This window comes from Virgibacillus ainsalahensis, assembly GCF_055380755.1.
The window spans coordinates 926554-946145 of sequence record NZ_AP043943.1; the positions used below are offsets into that span (position 1 = coordinate 926554).

The 19592-nt window shown below is 41.2% G+C and carries 18 protein-coding genes; 5 read left to right on the plus strand and 13 right to left on the minus strand.

Features of this window, described 5'->3' with window-relative positions:
• Positions 1 to 58: 58 nt before the first annotated feature.
• The 3 genes from ACZ427_RS04280 to ACZ427_RS04290 are packed head-to-tail and all read right to left on the minus strand — an operon-like array spanning position 59 to position 2643.
• Positions 59 to 1087: an ABC transporter substrate-binding protein gene (locus ACZ427_RS04280; RefSeq protein ID WP_461177896.1), complete on the minus strand. Its 1029-nt coding sequence runs from the start codon at positions 1085 to 1087 to the stop codon at positions 59 to 61.
• A gap of 19 nt (positions 1088 to 1106) precedes the next feature.
• On the minus strand, positions 1107 to 1868 hold the full coding sequence (locus tag ACZ427_RS04285; protein ID WP_461177895.1) for an ABC transporter permease: 762 nt from the start codon (positions 1866 to 1868) through the stop codon (positions 1107 to 1109).
• Complete coding sequence (locus tag ACZ427_RS04290; RefSeq protein ID WP_461177894.1) at positions 1846 to 2643, minus strand: ABC transporter ATP-binding protein; 798 nt, start codon at positions 2641 to 2643, stop codon at positions 1846 to 1848. The genes ACZ427_RS04285 and ACZ427_RS04290 overlap by 23 nt, the downstream gene beginning before the upstream one ends.
• 204 nt (positions 2644 to 2847) lie before the next feature.
• On the opposite strand from ACZ427_RS04290, the gene mbcS reads away from it, so the two are divergent.
• Positions 2848 to 4431, plus strand: a complete 1584-nt coding sequence (gene mbcS, locus ACZ427_RS04295) for an acyl-CoA synthetase MbcS (RefSeq protein WP_461177893.1) — start codon at positions 2848 to 2850, stop codon at positions 4429 to 4431.
• A 232-nt stretch (positions 4432 to 4663) separates the two neighbouring features.
• Here the strand turns inward: mbcS and ACZ427_RS04300 are convergent, their stop codons facing one another.
• Complete coding sequence (locus tag ACZ427_RS04300) at positions 4664 to 5536, minus strand: YitT family protein (protein ID WP_461177892.1); 873 nt, start codon at positions 5534 to 5536, stop codon at positions 4664 to 4666.
• A gap of 349 nt (positions 5537 to 5885) precedes the next feature.
• On the opposite strand from ACZ427_RS04300, the gene ACZ427_RS04305 reads away from it, so the two are divergent.
• Both ACZ427_RS04305 and ACZ427_RS04310 read left to right on the plus strand, forming a co-directional pair.
• A complete protein-coding gene (locus tag ACZ427_RS04305; RefSeq protein ID WP_461177891.1) occupies positions 5886 to 6719 on the plus strand; it encodes an aldo/keto reductase in 834 nt (277 codons plus the stop codon).
• 13 nt (positions 6720 to 6732) lie between these two features.
• Positions 6733 to 7683: a dipeptidase gene (locus ACZ427_RS04310; protein WP_461177890.1), complete on the plus strand. Its 951-nt coding sequence runs from the start codon at positions 6733 to 6735 to the stop codon at positions 7681 to 7683.
• A gap of 483 nt (positions 7684 to 8166) precedes the next feature.
• Here ACZ427_RS04310 and ACZ427_RS04315 read toward each other — a convergent pair whose 3' ends face one another.
• The 9 genes from ACZ427_RS04315 to ACZ427_RS04355 all read right to left on the minus strand — a co-directional run bounded on the left by ACZ427_RS04315 (position 8167) and on the right by ACZ427_RS04355 (position 17001).
• Positions 8167 to 8535, minus strand: a complete 369-nt coding sequence (locus ACZ427_RS04315) for a hypothetical protein (RefSeq protein WP_461177889.1) — start codon at positions 8533 to 8535, stop codon at positions 8167 to 8169.
• A 259-nt stretch (positions 8536 to 8794) separates the two neighbouring features.
• Positions 8795 to 10483, minus strand: a complete 1689-nt coding sequence (locus ACZ427_RS04320) for a DUF6044 family protein (RefSeq protein WP_461177888.1) — start codon at positions 10481 to 10483, stop codon at positions 8795 to 8797.
• The gene (gene rffA / locus ACZ427_RS04325) at positions 10446 to 11576 is read right to left on the minus strand and encodes a dTDP-4-amino-4,6-dideoxygalactose transaminase (protein WP_461177887.1); all 1131 of its coding nucleotides are present in this window, start codon (positions 11574 to 11576) and stop codon (positions 10446 to 10448) included. Before rffA ends, ACZ427_RS04320 begins: the two co-directional genes overlap by 38 nt.
• Positions 11577 to 11582: 6 nt before the next feature.
• The gene (locus tag ACZ427_RS04330; protein WP_461177886.1) at positions 11583 to 11939 is read right to left on the minus strand and encodes an EamA family transporter; all 357 of its coding nucleotides are present in this window, start codon (positions 11937 to 11939) and stop codon (positions 11583 to 11585) included.
• A 3-nt stretch (positions 11940 to 11942) separates the two neighbouring features.
• Complete coding sequence (locus ACZ427_RS04335) at positions 11943 to 12632, minus strand: GNAT family N-acetyltransferase (protein WP_461177885.1); 690 nt, start codon at positions 12630 to 12632, stop codon at positions 11943 to 11945.
• 4 nt (positions 12633 to 12636) lie between these two features.
• Positions 12637 to 13599: a glycosyltransferase family 2 protein gene (locus tag ACZ427_RS04340; protein WP_461177884.1), complete on the minus strand. Its 963-nt coding sequence runs from the start codon at positions 13597 to 13599 to the stop codon at positions 12637 to 12639.
• Positions 13575 to 14612 carry a dTDP-glucose 4,6-dehydratase gene (rfbB, locus tag ACZ427_RS04345; protein ID WP_461177883.1) on the minus strand — a complete coding sequence of 346 codons (1038 nt, stop codon included), beginning with the start codon at positions 14610 to 14612 and terminating at the stop codon, positions 13575 to 13577. Before rfbB ends, ACZ427_RS04340 begins: the two co-directional genes overlap by 25 nt.
• Positions 14605 to 15537 carry a glucose-1-phosphate thymidylyltransferase RfbA gene (gene rfbA, locus ACZ427_RS04350; RefSeq protein WP_461177882.1) on the minus strand — a complete coding sequence of 311 codons (933 nt, stop codon included), beginning with the start codon at positions 15535 to 15537 and terminating at the stop codon, positions 14605 to 14607. Before rfbA ends, rfbB begins: the two co-directional genes overlap by 8 nt.
• Before the next feature lie 309 nt (positions 15538 to 15846).
• Positions 15847 to 17001: an acyl-CoA dehydrogenase family protein gene (locus ACZ427_RS04355; protein WP_461177881.1), complete on the minus strand. Its 1155-nt coding sequence runs from the start codon at positions 16999 to 17001 to the stop codon at positions 15847 to 15849.
• Between the two features lie 658 nt (positions 17002 to 17659).
• On the opposite strand from ACZ427_RS04355, the gene ACZ427_RS04360 reads away from it, so the two are divergent.
• Together ACZ427_RS04360 and ACZ427_RS04365 are read left to right on the plus strand one after the other, a co-directional pair.
• Positions 17660 to 18670 carry an ABC transporter ATP-binding protein gene (locus ACZ427_RS04360; protein ID WP_461177880.1) on the plus strand — a complete coding sequence of 337 codons (1011 nt, stop codon included), beginning with the start codon at positions 17660 to 17662 and terminating at the stop codon, positions 18668 to 18670.
• Positions 18657 to 19589, plus strand: coding sequence for an ABC transporter ATP-binding protein (locus ACZ427_RS04365; protein ID WP_461177879.1), 933 nt, complete (start codon positions 18657 to 18659; stop codon positions 19587 to 19589). Before ACZ427_RS04360 ends, ACZ427_RS04365 begins: the two co-directional genes overlap by 14 nt.
• Positions 19590 to 19592 lie beyond the last annotated feature (3 nt).

The following is a 19592-nucleotide window of genomic DNA, read 5'->3' on the forward strand; positions in this document are numbered from 1 at the left end:
AGAGTAAAACCCTCGAATAATGGGTTTTACTCTTTTTTTATTTAAATCATATCTGCTTTTATTTGCTTGCCTGTAGGGTGGAGTCAATAAAAGATGTATCGACAAGTCCTTCTAAATCCGGTTGTTCTTTCAAGAATTCCAGATCATATGAAGAATTAGAAAACTCCTGAAGAATTTCTGCATCTACTTCGTACGTGAAGTTGATCCGCTCCCATGCATTATCGATGGCTGAGGCAGAAAGTTCTTGATCTGTAATTTCCTTGATTTTATCGATTGCAATGGTTTTTGCTTCTTCCGGATTATCCTGAATAAACTCGGTTGCTTTTTTATGCCCATCAACGATACTTTGGACCATATCCGGATTGTTTTCAGTCAAGTCCTGGGAGGTTACAAATACGGCTGCCGGCAATGTTTCACCATAGGCAACATCCGGTGTGTCTACAAGTACTTTTCCGCTTCCTTCTTCTTCAATAACAGACGCCCATGGCTCAGGAACAGTTGCTGCATCGATATTTCCAGATAGGAACATGCTGTGATAAGTAGCTGGTTTTCCGGTAACATGCTTCATTTCCCCGTTGATTCTATCAGACGTGATTCCATACTCTTCCTTCATCATCGTTTCGAATTGAACATCATGTGTGCAGCCGACATGTGGGGAGATAAACGTTTTGCCTGCCAAATCTTCCGGTGTTTCGATTCCGGCATCATTTCTTGCCATAATAACTGTCCCGCCTGTAGATCCTGCAGCAACAACATTAATTTTCGCACCACTTGTATAGTGATTCATGGCTGGACCTGGTCCGACGAGTCCGCCTTCAATTTCACCTGTTTCAATGGCAGTCATGAAGGTAGAGCCATCCGGAAAGTATTGATAATTGACTTTTGTTCCATCTGGCAGTGTTTCTGAATACATATCTTTTGCTTCTGCTACCATCCCAGCAACATGGTTAATGTTCGGGAAATACCCAATTGTAATTTCTTCTCCTTCACCACTTGCCTCTGTACCTGCCCCTTCTTCATTACCTCCACATGCAGCTAATAAGATACTGACAGTCGCAAAGGTAATGATCAATAAGAATTTCTTCATCTACGTTCCATCCTTTCTTTTATTTAGCTAAACCCCATCGTTTCATTACGTTTTTCTCTAATTTTGAAAATACAAGATGATCAACAACTGCACCGATGACACCGATAATGATGATGATTGCGATGACTTGATCCATACGTGCATAATCCTGCGCGTACTTTAATGAATAACCAAGCCCTGGTCCGTTACTGAGCAGTTCACCTGCCATCAATGCCCGCCAACTGAATGCCCATGCGAGACGGATGCCTGACATGAAGTAGGGTATACTTGCAGGTACTTCAACACGGTAAAATAATGGTAAACCATTCGTCCCCATCGTTCGCGCTGCACGAATGAGCTGTGGAGGAACATTATGGATGGCTGATCGGACATTTAACCCCATTACGAACGTACCACCCAATACAACAACGAAAATGACGGCAGTTTCACTGAATCCGAATAGCATAATTGCCAGTGGTACCCATACAATACTTGGAATACTCTGCATAGCAATTAAATACATCCCTGCTGTTTCATCAGCCTGTTTGGATTTGCCAAGAATGACACCTAAGATCGTTCCAAATATGATGGCGATTGATAAGCCAATGAACAGGTGTCTGAAGCTTGCTCCAAGTGCTGTGATGAAATCTCCGCTTGCAAAACCTTCAAATAATGCTGTTGCAACCTTCAATGGTGACGGGAAAATGATATCTTCAAAAATATTTAATGAAAAGATTAATTGCCATACCCCGATAACTGCCACTAAAAAGAGGATCCGTTTAACGACTATATTCAATTTCATTTGTCAGCTCTTCCTTTAACACTTTATTGATTTCATCTTCCAGTAGATTCATAATCTTTTTTTCATAGTCAATGACTGCCTGGCTTTCCCTTTTTCTTGGTCTGGGTGTATCAATTGTAAAATCGGCGATGATTCTGCCGGGACGTGTTCCCATTACCACAACACGATCCGATAATTTGATTGCTTCCTGAATACTGTGTGTTACAAAGAGAATCGTTTTTTGTGTTTCTTGCCAGATTTTTATTAACTCTTCATGAAGAATATTGCGCGTCTGTTCATCAAGCGCTCCGAAGGGTTCATCCATCAATAATACTTTTGGATCCATGGCAAGTGCACGTGCCAGTGCTACCCGTTGCTGCATCCCACCGGATAGTTCATAGATATAACTGTTTTTGAACCGGGTTAACTGAACCATTTTTAAAAAGTGATTCGCCCGATCGTTTGCTTCCTTTTTACGCATCCTGCCTTTTAATGGGAAGGTGATATTATCCCTGACATTGAGCCATGGGAACAATGAAGGCTGCTGGAAAACCATGCCGCGGTCAGGGCCGGCGTTCTTAATTTCTTTATCCTGCAGGGTGATGGTGCCTTCGGTGGAATTTTCAAGTCCGGCTACCATTGCAAGTAAGGTAGATTTCCCGCAGCCGGAAGGGCCGAGAATTGATACAAATTGATTTTCGGGAATGGTTAGGTCAATATCGGAAAAAACGTTAAACGTTGATTGCTGATTTTCTTTGGTAAAGCTTTTTCCCACTTGATTCATTTGCAGAAACAATAAGACACCTCCTTAATATTTTAATTCCTATAGGAAAAGTTAGTTTTAATATTGTATTATATTATAACGATTTGTTTCCTGATGGTCAACGATTTTTTCTGGCAGACTGAATACGCACATAATCCGAATTTCTTTTCTAATAAATTAACCTCTGATATAATGACATGAAAGTAGTACCTGGTACTAAAGGTGAGGATGATAGATATGGATAAACAGGATTTAATTGCGCCAAAGCAGTATAATATTGCGATGGAAATAGAAAAGCATGCGAAAGAATCTGGACGTACTGCGGTAATTTGGCAGGATGACCAGGGAAATCGTAAAGAAATTACATACAAAAGATTAGTAGAAAATGCGAATAAAATAGGAAATGTTTTTTTAGAGAATGGGCTGAAAAAAGGGGACAAACTGTTGGTAATGATCCCCCGGCTTATTGAAACGTATGAGGTATATATTGCCGCATTGAAAACCGGAATTATCCTTATTCCTAGTTCAGAAATGCTGCGAACAAAGGATCTCCAATATCGGATAACACATGGGGAAGTTCGTGGAATTGTCAGTTATTATGATTTTACCGATCAATTTAATGGAATTGAAGAATGGAACGAATTGAAAAAATTATCGGTTGGAGGTCAGGCAGAAGGATGGAATTCGCTTGACGATTTAAAGCAGACGGCATCTGATCAGTTGGACATTGCTGCGACAACAAGTGATGACCTCGCTTTTTTGCCATATACATCAGGAACAACCGGTAATCCGAAAGGCGTCATGCACACACATGGGTGGGGATATGCATATTTAAGGACTGCACCGGAAAATTGGCTCAGTATCAAAGAAGGAGATACTGTCTGGGCGACAGCTGCACCGGGCTGGCAGAAGTGGGTGTGGAGTCCGTTTCTTTCCGTTCTCGGTTCAGGTGCCACAGGATTTGTTTATCATGGGAAATTTGATCCGAATAAATATCTACAGTTGCTTGAAGCGAATGAAGTCAACGTTTTATGCTGCACTCCAACGGAATACCGACTGATGGCAAAGGTGGATAATCTACAAGACTATCAATTGAATGCGATGCATAGTGCTGTTTCAGCAGGGGAACCATTGAACAAAGAAGTAATTGACCGATTTAGGGAATGTTTTGATGTAACCGTTCGTGATGGATATGGCCAAACCGAAAACACACTATTGCTTGGGTTTTTAAAAGGGATGGAAGTAAAACCGGGATCGATGGGGAAACCGACACCTGGCAATAATGTGCAGCTAATTGATGAAGACGGAAAGCCTGTTGCTGCAGGAAAAGTTGGCGATATTGCTGTTCCGCTGGATACCCCGGCTTTATTCAATGCTTATTATAAAGATCCGGAACGAACGAAAAAATCACGACGTGGAAATTTCTATGTGACCGGTGACCAGGCCTCTATGGATGAAGATGGTTATTTTTGGTTTGAAGGCAGAAGTGATGACATCATTGTAAGTTCCGGTTATACGATCGGACCGTTTGAAGTGGAAGATGCATTGGTGAAACATCCCGCTGTAAAAGAATGTGCAGTGGTGGCAAGTCCGGATGAAGTCCGGGGGAATGTGGTAAAAGCATATGTGGTGCTGCAGAAGGGTGTCGAAACAGAATATTCGAACCTAATAAAAGAACTGCAAAACCATGCGAAAAAATCGACTGCACCATATAAATATCCAAGAAAAATTGAATTCACCGATGAACTGCCAAAAACCTCATCCGGAAAAATTCGTCGGATTGAATTGAGGCAGCGGGAGAGAACCATTGCGAAAGCTTAGGTGATATGTAATCAAAGATCGGTTCGCACTTGATGCCTTTTCTCCCGCTAGAGTCTACGTGCTGCACTCTATAAAAGCTATTTAACTAGTTCACTGAAACCAATAACCTTTTATGATAGCCAATTGTAAAAACTGCTGACTCTCTTGCGTACTACGTTTTGTACGAATTAGGTCAGCAGTTTTTACATTTGGAAACTATAGATTTCTAAAATCAATAAGCATGTTCAAAACATTACAGTTTTTGCCCGTAATATTTGTCCAGGGAGAATCCCCGGCCTAAAATTTCGGAGGCGTTAATAAACACGACAAACGAAGCAGGTTCTTCTTTTTGCAGCATTTTTTTCAGTTGTACGGCTTCTGGTTGTTCGGTCACACAAAGAATCATCGTCTTATCTTGATTCGAATAGCCCCCTACGGAACGGATTTTTGTTAAGCCGCGATCAATTTTGTCACGGATTAAGCCCTGTATTTTTTCTTCGTCTTCGGTAATGATTAATATCAGTTTAGAAGCAGAGGTTCTTAGTTGTACCATATCAATTACTTTACTGGAAACATAGATTGCCATTAACGCAAATAGCGTAAGCTCCAGACTGAATACAATGACGGAAGAAATAACAACCAGACCGTCGACCATCAGCTGGGAATAGCCGCTGGAAATACCTGTGAATTTTTTTACAACCTGAGCTATAGCCGCAGTGCCCCCTGTGGAGCCATTCCCTTTATACACAATACCAAGTCCAATACCGAGAATAATACCGCCATAAATTGCGCCAAGTAGTGGATTTGTAATCGTAAACGGTATGTCGGCACTGAGGTAAATGATAAATGGCACCCAAAAGGTACCAACTAATGTTTTCCAGCTGAAATCTTTGCCCATGGCAAGCCAGCCGATAATGAAAATTGGGATATTAATTGCAAATTGAACCATAGCAGGGCTGAATTGATACATCTCAAATAAAATGGTACTGATCCCTGAAATGCCACCTGCTGCAAGTCTTGATGGCAGTAAAAACATGTTATAGGATAGCCCGACAAGTGTCGCACCGAAAATAATATACATGTATTCCAATAAAGACGGGTTTATTTTTTGTTGTATTTTATTCATATAAGCGTAATTCCTTTCACAAATACTGGATTGCCTGTTTCATTCTAACACATATAATCAAGTTGCGTTTATCTAACGCGAGTTCATGAGTGTGATACCGGAAGTTCGAGATTTTGTCGAACGGTTGCAGATACGTTAAAATAGTAGTTACGAAATAAACAGGTAGTTTTCTAAGATTTTGGGACTGCGATTACGCTTCCCATCGAAAAGATTTGGGACTGCGATTATGCTTTCCACCGAAACATTTGTTGCTTTTGGAAAGAGTCATTAAAAATGGTTGGGTAAGTGTAAAGCTTTGTTACTACTAAGATTTTGTTCAAACGTAAAGTTTTCATGAGGAGGAATAGTTATGATCAAGAATTTACAGGATACAGTGACACTCAACAATGGTGTCAAAATCCCCGGTTTTGGACTTGGAGTATTTAAAGTTGAGGATGGAGACGTTGTAATTCATGCTGTGAAATCAGCAATCAACCATGGCTACAGAAGTATTGATACAGCTCAATTCTATGATAATGAAAAAGGAGTTGGGCAGGCAATCAGGGAAAGTGGTGTATCAAGAGAAGAACTGTTTATCACCTCTAAAGTCTGGAATGATGATCAGGGGTATGAAAGCACGCTCCAGTCATTTGAGGCAAGTCTAAAAAAATTGGGTACAGACTATCTGGACCTTTACTTAATTCATTGGCCGGTTACAGGAATGTACAAAGATACTTGGAAAGCCATGGAAAAACTGTATCATGACGGAAAAGTGCGGGCAATTGGTTTGAGTAATTTCCATATCCAGCATTTGGAAGACCTTTTACCACATTGTGAGGTGAAGCCTGCAATCAATCAGGTGGAATATCATCCACATCTAACACAAGAGGAACTGCATGCGTATTGCAGAAGAGAAAAGATTCAGCTTGAAGCATGGTCACCACTGAAAAGAGGCGGACTATTTGAAGAACCGGTTTTGAATGAAATCGCCCAAAACCATGGAAAATCAGTGGCACAAATCATTTTGCGCTGGGATTTGCAAGCTGGGGTAATTACAATTCCTAAATCCATCAATGAACACCGTATCATTGAAAATGCGGCTATCTTTGATTTTGAATTAACAGCTGAGGAAATGACAAGAATCAATAAGCTAAATTGTAATGATCGTAGTGGAAGCAATCCGGATAAATTTGAAGTGGAATAGGGGAGAGAGCGATTTGAAAATAATTGATACACATTGTGATGCATTATTAAAGCTGCAGCTCGAAAAAAGAGGGGATTATTATGGTAGAAAACCGCTAAATTATCTGGATTCCGAAATGTTGGACACGAATCTGCAACGGTTAAAAGCAGGAGGTGTGAGCGTGCAGTTTTTTGCCATTTTCATTCATCCTGATGTGCCGTCTGATGAAAAATGGCAGCATGCGTTAGAACAGGTTGATCTTTTCTACACGGAAGTCCTTGGGAAAAACTCTGAAATGAAACACATAAAAAAATGGAATGACATCGATTCGCTTAAAGACGGAGAAATTGGTGCGGTACTCACCTTGGAGGGGGCTGACGCTATTGGTAATGATCTCGTTAAATTGCGCCATCTTTATCGTTTAGGTGTATTATCGCTTGGAATGACCTGGAATAATGCCAACCTTTGTGCAGATGGGGCAGAAGAGCCGCGTGGCGGGGGACTGACCTTACTTGGAAAAGAAGTGGTGAAATTGAATAACGAATTTCGCGTGTTCACAGACGTCTCCCATTCCACGGTGAAAGGATTCTGGGATATGATTGAACTAGCGGATTATCCAATCGCCAGCCATTCTAATGCCCGTACAATCTGTGATCATCCACGTAACCTCTATGATGATCAGGTAGAGGCGATGTTTGCTAAAAATGGACTTATTCATGTTGTTTTTAATCCACCATTCATTAAAGCGGATAGCGAGAAAGCAAGTATTCCTGATCTTATCAAGCATCTTGATCACCTGTGTGCGCTTGGCGGTGTGAAACATATTGGCTTTGGTTCTGACTTTGACGGTATCAGCAAGTTCGTTGATAACCTGGAAAATGCATCGAACTATCAAAATCTGGTGAATGAACTGCTTAAGTCTTATTCGGAAGAACAGGTTCGCGGTTTTGCATACCAAAACTTTCTCGATCTTAGACCGAGGTAGTAGCACAAAAAACTGCTGGCTTAACATGTACGCAATGTTATCCAGCAGTTTTCAAATGTTAAGGTCTGTTACAGATTTTCTTCTGATGATAGTTTCGTTTCATTTCCAGCTTCTGCCTCACAGATGTACTCTCACAGCTTGTTAATAGGATGTTGTAGTAACTTTTTCTAAATACATGCCACCTGAAAACCAGTTCAGTTACCATCATTTAGTGTTCATCCCCTTTATAAATTTTTGAGAGATTACTGTTAATTATAATACACAAGCTGTTCCTTATCAAGAACGTTATTTCGACATTATGTAAAGATGTACATGGAGGATAAAATATTATATTTACAGGGGAAATACGTGTGAACTGCCAGGCTGTGTAAAGCAGGGGAGTGTAAATTGTTAACCCTCTTACTTCCGATTCTTTGTAAGCGTGGGAAGTAGGAGGGCTTTTTTGTAACGCGGTGATAGTGAAATAATTATCAGTTTGGGGCTCTACAACTGCTGATTGTGGATATTGCGAAGTTTTTTCTCGTGTTGTACATTTTTGCTTGATAGAAAGTCAACGGTTTCCTGTGTTTCGGTTAATTCCACCCGAAGACTGTCAAACTTTGTTTCAAGTCTGTCGAATCTTTCGTCAACTTGATCGAAGCGCTCATCCATTCGATTTTCAAGTTGCTCCGACATACTATCCATTCGATTTTCAAGTTGTTCTTTCATATTATCCATCCGATTTTCAAGCTGTTCTTTCACATTATCCATCTGACTTTCAAGCTGATTTTTCATTTCATCCATCTTCTTGTCGATATCGCCGGAATAGGTTTTTAAAGCATTCAAAATTTCTTTTACTCCTGATTCTTCCATCTGTGTCACCTCCCTATTATATATCGCCATTATAATCTATATCGCATTTTTTGAAAAGCCTTCCTAGGCAGTTAAGAAAGGGTTTTTTAGCATTTTCTTTAAGTCAGCTGCTTCTTTCAAGCTATTTTTTTATAATAGAAACGAAATATATGTTATAGAAAAAACAGGTGATCTACGTTATCACCTGTTATCCATCGATTCCTATACCATTATCTATATCTATTTGGTAACCCCCAGGTTGGAAGAGGCCACTGATAATCTACAACGAATAAAGCCATATCTTCCATGGGGACTTCTCATTTTCAAAGGTTTCCTCATGTGTCAGCCCTAGTTCTTCATCATTCTCAATCGGTACTGCGGAAAGGATATAATCTCCTCCCAGATCAGCTAAAGCCTGTGTATTGATATCAAGCTCTTCAATTCGTTCATTGCGGTCTTTGGTGAGCAGGTAGTCTTTACCATGTTCTGCGACATACATGTACAACCTACCGCCCCATGTATCAAAGTAGTTTTCTAGCCCCGAATTTTTGTCAAGCTCGCCTGCGATAACTTCCCTGAATCTCTCTTTGTATTCGAGTGGGAAGCTGTTGTTGTACGTATCAAGTGTGTAAAAACCGTTGAATTGTGCGATGGTCGGATGCATGCCGATACTGACAACACGATAGTCGGATTGTTCCTCGCCTATGTACTCCTCGATATCGTCAAATAAATCCTCCGAATAAAATTCAGCGAATGTTGGTGTGTCTACCGAACTGTACTTCACTTCTTCCGTTAATCCAAACAAAAGAATCGATTGCAGAACAACAGCAACAACAACCAGCACACGTCCTAATTTTAAATGTTTCCATAATATCGCTAGTGCCAGGGCAAAACAGATATACCAGATGGCTGGATCAAGAAAATGAATTCGTGCAAAGTTGAAGGTGTTTGCGACCATCAGATTATCCTTAACAATGCGCCAGCCTTCCCAGTACCAGAAGGCATACCAGAAGGAAAGAGATAAATTAATCAGGAACAGTGAGAGCAGCAATCTTGGTTTTACTTTGCTGTAGACAGCTACAAGCAAAGCAATCAGAACTACCGGAATAATGATATACGCCTGATGTGCTTCATCATGGGTATGCCCATACAGGAAATTTTCCCATGCAAGCTCGTAGCTCCGTTCGAATGTATTATGACCAAGATTCAAATCTTCCCGATGTGACGTAAATCCACTATCGAAAAACATCGATGTAATCAGCAAATAATTTTTCACCACATAGATACTCGTCATCGCTGCAATTGCAGTAAAAAAAAGCCAGTTGGAATGCTTGAAACGTATCCAGTCAATCAGCCAGAAAACTCCCATTAATCCAAGGAAAAAGACGAAGCTTAATACGAAATTGGAAAGGAAAGGAATCAGCAGCAGGATGACCCAGATATACTTCGGCGTCTGCCATCCATATTTCCGAATCGTTAAAAATAAATACAGTGCCAGTGGTATCCCGGCAATTGACAATGCTCCCGACGGCCAGTATGGCAGCATTGCAAATCCCAAGGATGCACCAACCGTAATCCAGCTGGACTGTCTTTCCTTGAATACAAATCTTCTCAGCAGTAAATATATCCCGAAAAATGCCACAAACCGCATGATTGTCTGGCTGATTGCATAGGCGGTCATCGGTTCGAAAAGCACATACATCCAAACTACCGCATCAAACGGGGAAGGGAGGGTGCTGCGCGGCAGACCGTTGATGGCATTTGGGAGCGTTGTGTCTGTCAGTGTGAAAATCTGTCCGCTTTCCGCGAGCAATTTATACCAGACGATATTTGAATCGAGATTATCATGGATACGGATATGTGTATCCTCACCTAATATGTAGTACGGCATGAGGTAGCAGGTGAGGATAAGCAGTGCAACCCAGACCAATTTATTTTTTGTAAAAGCTTTTAATGCTTTCGATCCCATGAGTCACATCCTCTTCCTTTATTCCATAATAAAGTGGCAGCCGCAAAACCCGAGCACTTTCAATCGTTGTGAAATTATCCATTCCGATAAATTTCCCGAACTTTTTCCCTGCATCAGCAGAATGCAATGGAACGTAATGTGTGACGGCCATAATGTTATTTTCCTTCAAATGTCTGATAAGTTCCGAACGCTCCGCATTGTCACGTGTTTTTATATAAAACATATGTGCATTATGCTCACAATCTTCCGGGATAGAGGGGCCTGCAAGTTTGCCGGTTTCAAACAACGGCTTGAGTCCTTTTTGGTACTGCTCCCATGTATGCAGGCGGTTTGCATTTATCTGATGGGCATGTTCCAGTTGGACAGACAGATACGCCGCGTTCAATTCGCTTAATAAATAGGATGATCCTACATCGCGCCACGTGTATTTATCCACCATACCTTTTATAAATTGTGAACGGTCAGTTCCTTTTTCCTGCAGGATTTCTGCACGTTCAATTAGGGAAGAATCATTGATAATCAGTGCACCACCTTCACCGCATGTATAATTTTTCGTCTCATGAAAACTGAATGTTCCCATGTGACCGATGGTTCCAAGGCTATTACCTTTATAGTTGCTCATCAACCCCTGGGCAGCATCTTCAATCACCCATAATCCGTTCGATTGAGCGATTTCCATAATGCGTTCCATTTCACAGGAAACGCCGGCATAATGGACGACGATAATCGCTTTGGTCCGCTGTGTAATAGCCTCTGCAATTCGCTTTGGGTCCACATTCATTGTGTCAGGATCAATATCAACAAATCGGATCGATGCGCCCCTGAGCGCAAATGCATTAGCTGTTGAGACAAAGGTATAGGATGGCATAATGACTTCATCCCCCTCGCCAACCTCTGTCAACAATGCCGTCATTTCAAGTGCAGCAGTGCAGGAGGGGGTAAGGATCGCTTTTTTACAGTCCAGATTATCCTCAAACCAGGCTGTACATTGTTTCCCGAACGGTCCATTACCGGAAAGTTTATGCTGAGCAAGCGCTTCTTTCATTGCTTCTGTTTCTGTTCCGATTGTGCATGGTTTGTTGAATGGAATCAATTGTAATCACCTCATTATAATAATTCCCAGTATGATTAGAGAGAACCCGATAATTTTCTGTGTGCTGACAGGTTCCCCGAAAAGTACGGCTGAAAGAATAAATACAAGTACGAACGACAGACTCATAAATGGATAGGCATAGCTGATATCAAATTTTGACATTGCTGCCATCCAGCTGAGGGCCGCTAAAAATGCCGCAAAGAAGCCGGACAGAATCCACGGGTTCAATAACAGCTGTATCAGGAATACAAACTTTTCTCCCCACGCTTCAGGCAATCCCCCTTGACGATCCATTGTCCATTTGATGATTAGCTGGCCATACACCGTAAAGAATATGGTGCTGAAAATATATGCATACCCCATTGATTACCCTCCAACCGGAAGTGAACCATTTAATTTATGATACACATCAATCGCTCCATTCAAGCGAAAGCCAAGTGAAATAAAGACATTCAACGATGCCGGGTTGGACGGGGAAATGGAAGTTTTTAGGGTGTCATATCCGGTAATGTCAAATTGTTCCTGCACACAGGCACTGGTGAATGCTTTTGCCAGTCCCTGACCACGATAATCATGATGCATGCCGAGCAGGAGAATTTTATCATCATCGTAAGCGAAAAACCCCGCCGTTCTCCCTTTATAATGCAGAGCGAGGATCAGATTTTTATCTATCAAATCATTGACCCAGTTTCGGTAGCGCCTATTAGCCATATAGTCGGGTATATTGAAGTCACGGTGAAATCGTCCGCCACCGAAAGCTTCTTCTGCGATGTTGAGAATTTCGTCCCGGTCGTAATCACGGGAGAAAGTGATTCCTTCCTGATCGATCATCTCGAGTTTTTCTTTGTTGCAAACCGGCTCAATTAAGGTATCTACATAATAAAATCCGAATTTATTTAAGTTTTCCGTGTTATCAAAAGGATCGACTTTTAATGTAAAATGACCTTCTGTTTCATTCGATTCCTTCAGTGCTTCTTCCGTATAAGAAGTCAACTGGTATGTCTCCACATGAAAGTTTCGTTTATCCCATGGGGTTGGTTCCAAATAGTTATTCATTATATCAGCTCCGTTCATCTGTTTCGTTTATCTCGTCAGTTGTTTCCCGGATAAGATAGAGAGGTCTTCCTTTTGTTTCGTTGAAAATTTTTCCGATGTACAGGCCGAGGACACCAAAATTGAAAAAAATCAAGCCGCCAATAAAGAAAATCGATACCATGACGCTCGTCCATCCTGCAACTCTTTCATCAAGGAAGAAATATCGTCCGAATAAATAAACCGCATAAAGAAACGAGGCGAGTGCCACAAGAAATCCAAATTGAATCGATAGCCGAAGTGGTTTATTCGATTGGGAAATAATCGCGTCTGTCGCCAATGTAATCAATTTTGCAATATTATAGGAAGATTTTCCTTCCTTTCGTGCATTATGTTCCACAGGAATACTGGCAGTTCTGTAGCCCATCCACTGGATAAATAGTGGGAAAAAGCGGTTCTGCTCGCGCATCCTTCTAAACCCCAGCACTACTTTTTTGGCGTTGATGCTGAAATTGGCCACCGAATGATCAGAGGTATGGCCACTGAAATAATCGTATACCTTATAAAAGGCTTGAGAAGTTTTTCTCTTAAACCAGTTGTCCTGACGCTCCACTCGCTTGCCAAAGACAACTTCATATCCTTCCATTGCTTTCTCATATAATTTGGCGATTTCCTCTGGGCGATCCTGCAGGTCACAATCCATGACGACAATCCAGTCGCCATTCGTATGGTCAAGTCCTGCCGTTATTGCATGGTGCTGACCGAAATTACGGGCAAAATCAATACCTTTAATTTGTTCGTCCTGCTGGCTTAAATTTCTAATGGTCTCCCAGGCGTTGTCCGGGCTTGCGTCGTTTACTAAGATGATTTCATATTGGGCTGGTATGTTGATGATTGTATCTTTAATACGGCTGCAAAGCTCAATGAGACAGGTTTCGCAGCCATAGACAGGGACGACAACAGAAATCAGCGGTTTGGCTCGAGTTTCCATTGATTCACGTACCACTCTACTGTTTTTTGTAATCCAGCATCTAAGTTTTCCGACGGTTTCCAGCCCAATTCTTTTCTTAGCTTGCTATCATCTACTGCATATCTTCTGTCATGTCCTTTACGGTCTTCGGTGAATGTAATTAAATCATTGAAACTGTTGATCTCTGAACGTGATTTGATTTCAGGTACCAATTTATCGAGAATATCACAGATTGTTCCTGCAATATCAATATTTGTTTTTTCATTGCCGCCACCGATATTATAGGACTCAAGCGGCTTTCCTTGATGATAGATTGCATCAAGTGCAATGCAGTGATCAAAGACATAGAGCCAGTCACGGATATTTTTTCCATCTCCGTAAATTGGAATGAGCTCACCTTCCAGTGCTTTGGCAATGATTGTGGGTATCAGCTTTTCCTCATGCTGTCTCGGGCCGTAATTGTTTGAGCTTGATGAAATGATGATATTCATTCCATAGGTGTACCCAAAGCTTTTGACAAGAAAATTTGCACCAGCCTTGGAGGCGCTGTAAGGATTACGCGGGTCGTAGGGCGTGTTTTCCGAAAATTTCCCCTTTGAGCCAAGGGACCCGTATACTTCATCCGTTGAAATATGATGAAATCGTCTTGTTTCCAGCATGCCTTTCTTTTCCCAATCGTTTCTTGCAGCCTGGAGAAGATTCAATGTGCCTACAACATTCGATTGAACGAATGCTTTTGAGTCTTCAATCGATCTGTCCACATGAGATTCTGCAGCAAAATGAACGACTCCGGAAATGTCATGGTCTGCAAAAATCATCTGAACCAGCTCTTCATCTGCAATATCCCCTTGAAGGAATTTATAGTTCGGTAGATGCTCCACTTCGCTTAAGTTATCCGGTGACCCCGCATAGGTAAGCTTGTCGACATTAAGCACCTGTGTGTTGGGGTACTTTTCCATAAAATAATGAATGAAATTGGAGCCGATAAATCCGGCTCCTCCTGTGATAAGCATTGTTGGGTGCTGTTTATTCATTTTCCACCAGTCCTAACATTGGGTGATGATCAATGGAGTCCCAGTATTGCTGTGTATGCTTACGCTCGGCAATTTCCATCAGATACTGGCCATAATCATTTTTCTCCATAGATTTTCCTTTTTCAAACAGTGCTTCTTTCGTGATATAACCAAGATAAAAGGCGATTTCTTCCAGACAGGCGAGCTTGAATCCCTGTCGCTGCTGGGTAATTTTTACAAATTCAGCTGTGTCGAATAAAGCTTCATGTGTACCTGCGTCCATCCAGGCAAAGCCTCTTCCCAACAGTTCAACATCCAATTGATTTCGTTTCAGGTATTGTTTATTTAAATCGGTAATTTCCAATTCACCACGAGCAGATGGTTTTAGTTTTTTCGCTATTTGAACGGCATGATGATCATAAATATACAGTCCGGTTACAGCAAAGTCCGATTTTGGATCTTCCGGTTTCTCCTCAATAGAGATGACTTTTTGGTGGTGGTCGAATTGCACAACACCAAATCTGCGCGGATCTTTCACACGACAGCCGAAAACCGTTGCATGTTTATTGTTTTTAATCGCATTTCTAAGCAATGTTGTAAAGCCTTGCCCGTAAAAAATATTATCTGCAAGAATAAGTGTTACATTGTCTTGACCAATGAAATCCTCTGAAATCGTCAGTGCTTCCGGAATACCTTTAGGTTCAGGCTGTTCACGATATTTGAGAGTAATCCCAAGTTCAGAACCATCACCAAGAAGTTCCTCGAAACGCACGGTGTCCTGTGGTGTGCTGATGATCATAATTTCTTTGATTCCGCCGAGCATTAGAACGGACAACGGATAATAAATCATCGGCTTATCATAAACTGCCAACAAATGCTTATTCATACTGTCCGTACTAGGAGACAACCTCGTGCCACTGCCCCCGGCTAATATAATTCCTTTCACAATAGATCACCCCTTCTTGAGCGGTTTGCCCCACCCAAATTTCGTCGTTCCAGTTCATGTGTTTAGAATATAGTATATCTTATATACTATTACCTTTTTTATGTGGAATGTAATCTTACATTTGTGTTTCAAATTCATTTCAAAAGAAAAACGAAAAGAGGGAGAAAAGTCATGTCTGCCGGAGCATCGTTGCATAATAAGATTGGTTTATTTCCGAAGCTTAATTCTATTTATATAGGAAGAAAGTTTCACACTTTTTCATTTGCCAAAAACCCGAGCCATCCCAGCCCGGGTTTTCATTCACTTCTATTATTTCTGATCATCCACGCTTTTGGCAGCAAGCTGCATGATTGTCATATCGTCCATCGGAGGATTATGCAATCCGGCACGAACATCGCGGTAATAGCGCTGCAGCGGATTTTGTCTGGATAGACTTCTTGCGCCTGCTACTCGCATTGCCAAATCAACGACTTCCACGGCTTTGTTTACGACGGATAACTTGACTGCACCGAGTTCCGGCTTCAATTGGTTTCGTATTTCTGAATCAGCTGCGTCCCATTTTCTTGCAACCGAATAGAGGAAATGCTCACTCTCCATTAAAAGCAGTTCCATTTCCCCGAGCTTTTGTTTTACATTCGGAAGGTCGGAGATGGTACCTTCAATGCTGTTTGGTGAATAACTACTGGCAAAATCGACCGCATATTTTTGAGCAGCACGGGCGATGCCCAAATAACATGCAGGAATGTGCAAGAGCCAGCCGGCTGCAGGTTTATTACCAGGAGTAAGATATTCTACCAGATCATCTGCTGCTACATGTACATCCTCCAAAACCAGATCATGGCTGCTGGTCCCGCGCATGGCAATAGAATCCCATGTCTCATCAATTCGGACACCATTTCTTTCCCGTTTAATAAGGAAGTTTCCAACTTTATCACTGCCATCAATGGATGCGCTGACGACAAAATAATCCAGAATTGGGGCGAGGGTTGTAAAGGTCTTTCTTCCATTGATAACCCAACCATCTTCCACTTCACGGGCCACTGTCTCCGGCCTTCCGCCGCGTGTAGGGCTTCCCGTTGCCGGTTCGGATGCTGCATTATTCAACAATGCGCCCCTGGCAATGACATCACGGGCAAACGCTTCGTATTTTTCCTTTGTCCAAACCTGATTTTCACCCAAAAATTTGGTTAGTCCCATATGCCAGCCAATTCCAAGGGCTGTTGACCCATCCATTTTCGCGATGATTTCCTGGGATTTGAGCATTTCGTATAACGAGATACCAGTCCCTCCATACGCTTTCGGTACAGTTAAAGCCGGATACCCAATTTCCTTTAATTCTTTAAAATTTTCAAATGGGAATGCGTTGCTTTCATCATTTTCTTTCGCTCGCTCAGAAAATCGGGCTGCGGTTGCTTCCAGTGCTTTTAATCGATCCCCAACATCGTTAATTTCTGTTAATCTCATAATCAATTTCCTCCTATAGTATTACAATAAAAACAGTTGGATTAATGAGTGAATTATTTCACTTTCCATCAAAAAGTTCAAGAATTACAGATGTTTAACAAAGAAAATAATTGGGAATATCCATTTTCTTATATAACTGTAAAACCTTGTAAAATAAGGGTAGATGACCTTCGACTTACAAAAAACGACATTTAGTAGAAAAAAATGCCTATAAATATATTAAAAAAATATTGATTTTTCAATAACTTTCACCTATAATCCATAATATATTAAGCTGTATATTACAATATCACTTTTTAGATAGAAATTAGTGATTAGATGGGAAAATAATAGGATGCAATTTTGAGGTTTGCTATATCCACCTTGAAATTTAAAAGTAATTAGAAAGAACCGGTAATGATTTCGTAATGGCGAGAGGTACTGGAAAGAATTAATAATCTCGCAACTATATATTTTTACATAAAATGTCGGAAAATTCATCCGATAATTAATATTGAATGAAAATAGAGGTAGAGGAAAAGTTCGGTAAAAATCTAATTCTATCATTTTTCATGTATGGCATTTATCACTGTATACAATGATCTTCTGGCAACGGTGATTCCGGAGAGGAAAAAAGCTCTCTGGAAAGAAAGAAAAACGTTTCTTTAGGGGGATTATCTTGAACGAAAAATTATTGGAAGTTAATAATCTTAAAACATCATTCCGTATTGGGGATAATCATTATGCTGCAGTGGACGATGTGACACTGACACTTAATAAAAATGAAGTGCTCGGGATTGTAGGTGAGTCAGGATCAGGGAAAAGTGCGCTCGCTTTTTCCATTATGGGACTGCATAACCGGGCAAAAATTGAAGGAAATATTATGTTTAAGGATGAGGACATTGCACATACATCACCTTCCAAGCTAAACAAGCTTCGTGGTGATGATATGGCAATGATTTTCCAGGATCCGCTTACGGCATTAAATCCACTTATGGAGGTAGGCGACCAGATTGCGGAAACACTGGTTCTGCATCGATCGGAAATGTCACAGAAACAGCGTAAGGAGAGAGTCATCGAATTATTGAATATGGTTGAGATCCCACGTCCGGAACATGTGTATCAACAGTTCCCCCATGAATTATCTGGTGGGATGAGGCAACGAGTTATTATTGCGATTGCGATTGCCAACAAGCCAGAACTGCTGCTGGCAGATGAACCGACGACGGCGCTTGATGTTACGATTCAGGCACAGATACTCGATCTAATTAGACAGTTAAAAGACGATATGAATGCAGGCATTATTCTGATCACACATGATTTAGGTGTTGTGGCGGAAATGGCAGACCGGGTTGCTGTTATGTATGCCGGGCAGATTGTTGAAATTACGGATGTACACACCTTGTTCGATAATCCTTTACATCCATACACAAGATCATTATTAAAATCGGTACCGGCAGAAGGTCAGGATAAACTGCATGTGATACAGGGGATTGTACCTCCACTAAAAAGCCTGCCACGAGAAGGTTGTAGATTTGCTGCAAGAATTCCATGGATAGACGATTCCATGCACGAAGAAAATCCTGTTTTGCATGAGGTAAGCCCGGGACATTTCGTACGCTGTACTTGTTATGAACATTTTTACTTCCCAGCTGAGAACAAGGAGGCTAACCCACATGGGATTTCTTGATGTTAAAGATTTAAAAGTCTATTTTCCAATTAAAGGTGGAATATTGAATCGGACATTAGGTCATATCAAAGCGGTGGATGGTGTTTCATTTACCATAGAAGAAGGAAAAACCTATGGCCTTGTCGGCGAATCCGGTTCTGGTAAAACAACTACCGGAAGAGCAATTATTGGGTTGGAAAATATTACCTCAGGGCAGGTTACCTTAGAAGGAACAGATATAACGGACAAAAAAAGCAAGACACTTGATATAAGAAAAGATATTCAGATGATCTTTCAGGATCCATACTCCTCCTTGAATCCAAGAAAACGTGTGCTGGATATTGTAGCAGAGCCGATTCGGAATTTTGAAAAGCTATCCAGGCAACAGGAAAAGAAGCGGGTACAGGAATTGCTGGAAATGGTTGGACTCAGTCGTGAAAGCGCTTTAAAATATCCGCATGAATTTTCCGGTGGTCAAAGACAGCGTATTGGGGTTGCCCGGGCGATTGCTTTAAAACCAAAGCTGATAATTGCCGATGAGCCTGTTTCAGCACTTGATGTTTCCGTACAGGCCCAGGTGCTAAATTTCATGCAGGATATCCAAAAAGAATTGAATTTGACTTACCTTTTCATCAGTCATGACCTTGGTATCGTAAAACATATGTGTGATGACATTGCCATTATGTATAAAGGTCGATATGTTGAGCAGGGAACGAATATAGATATTTTTAATAATCCACAGCATATTTATACAAAACGCCTGATTGCGGCGATACCGGATGTTAATCCCGGTAATCGTACGGCACAATTTGAATACCGTCGGGAAGTTAAGAAGGAATATGAGCATTCCTATGACGATTATTTTGATAAAGAGGGCTTGGCTTACGGTTTGCAACCCATATCTGATACACATCTCGTAGCTTTGCCGCAGAAAGGTTGATAA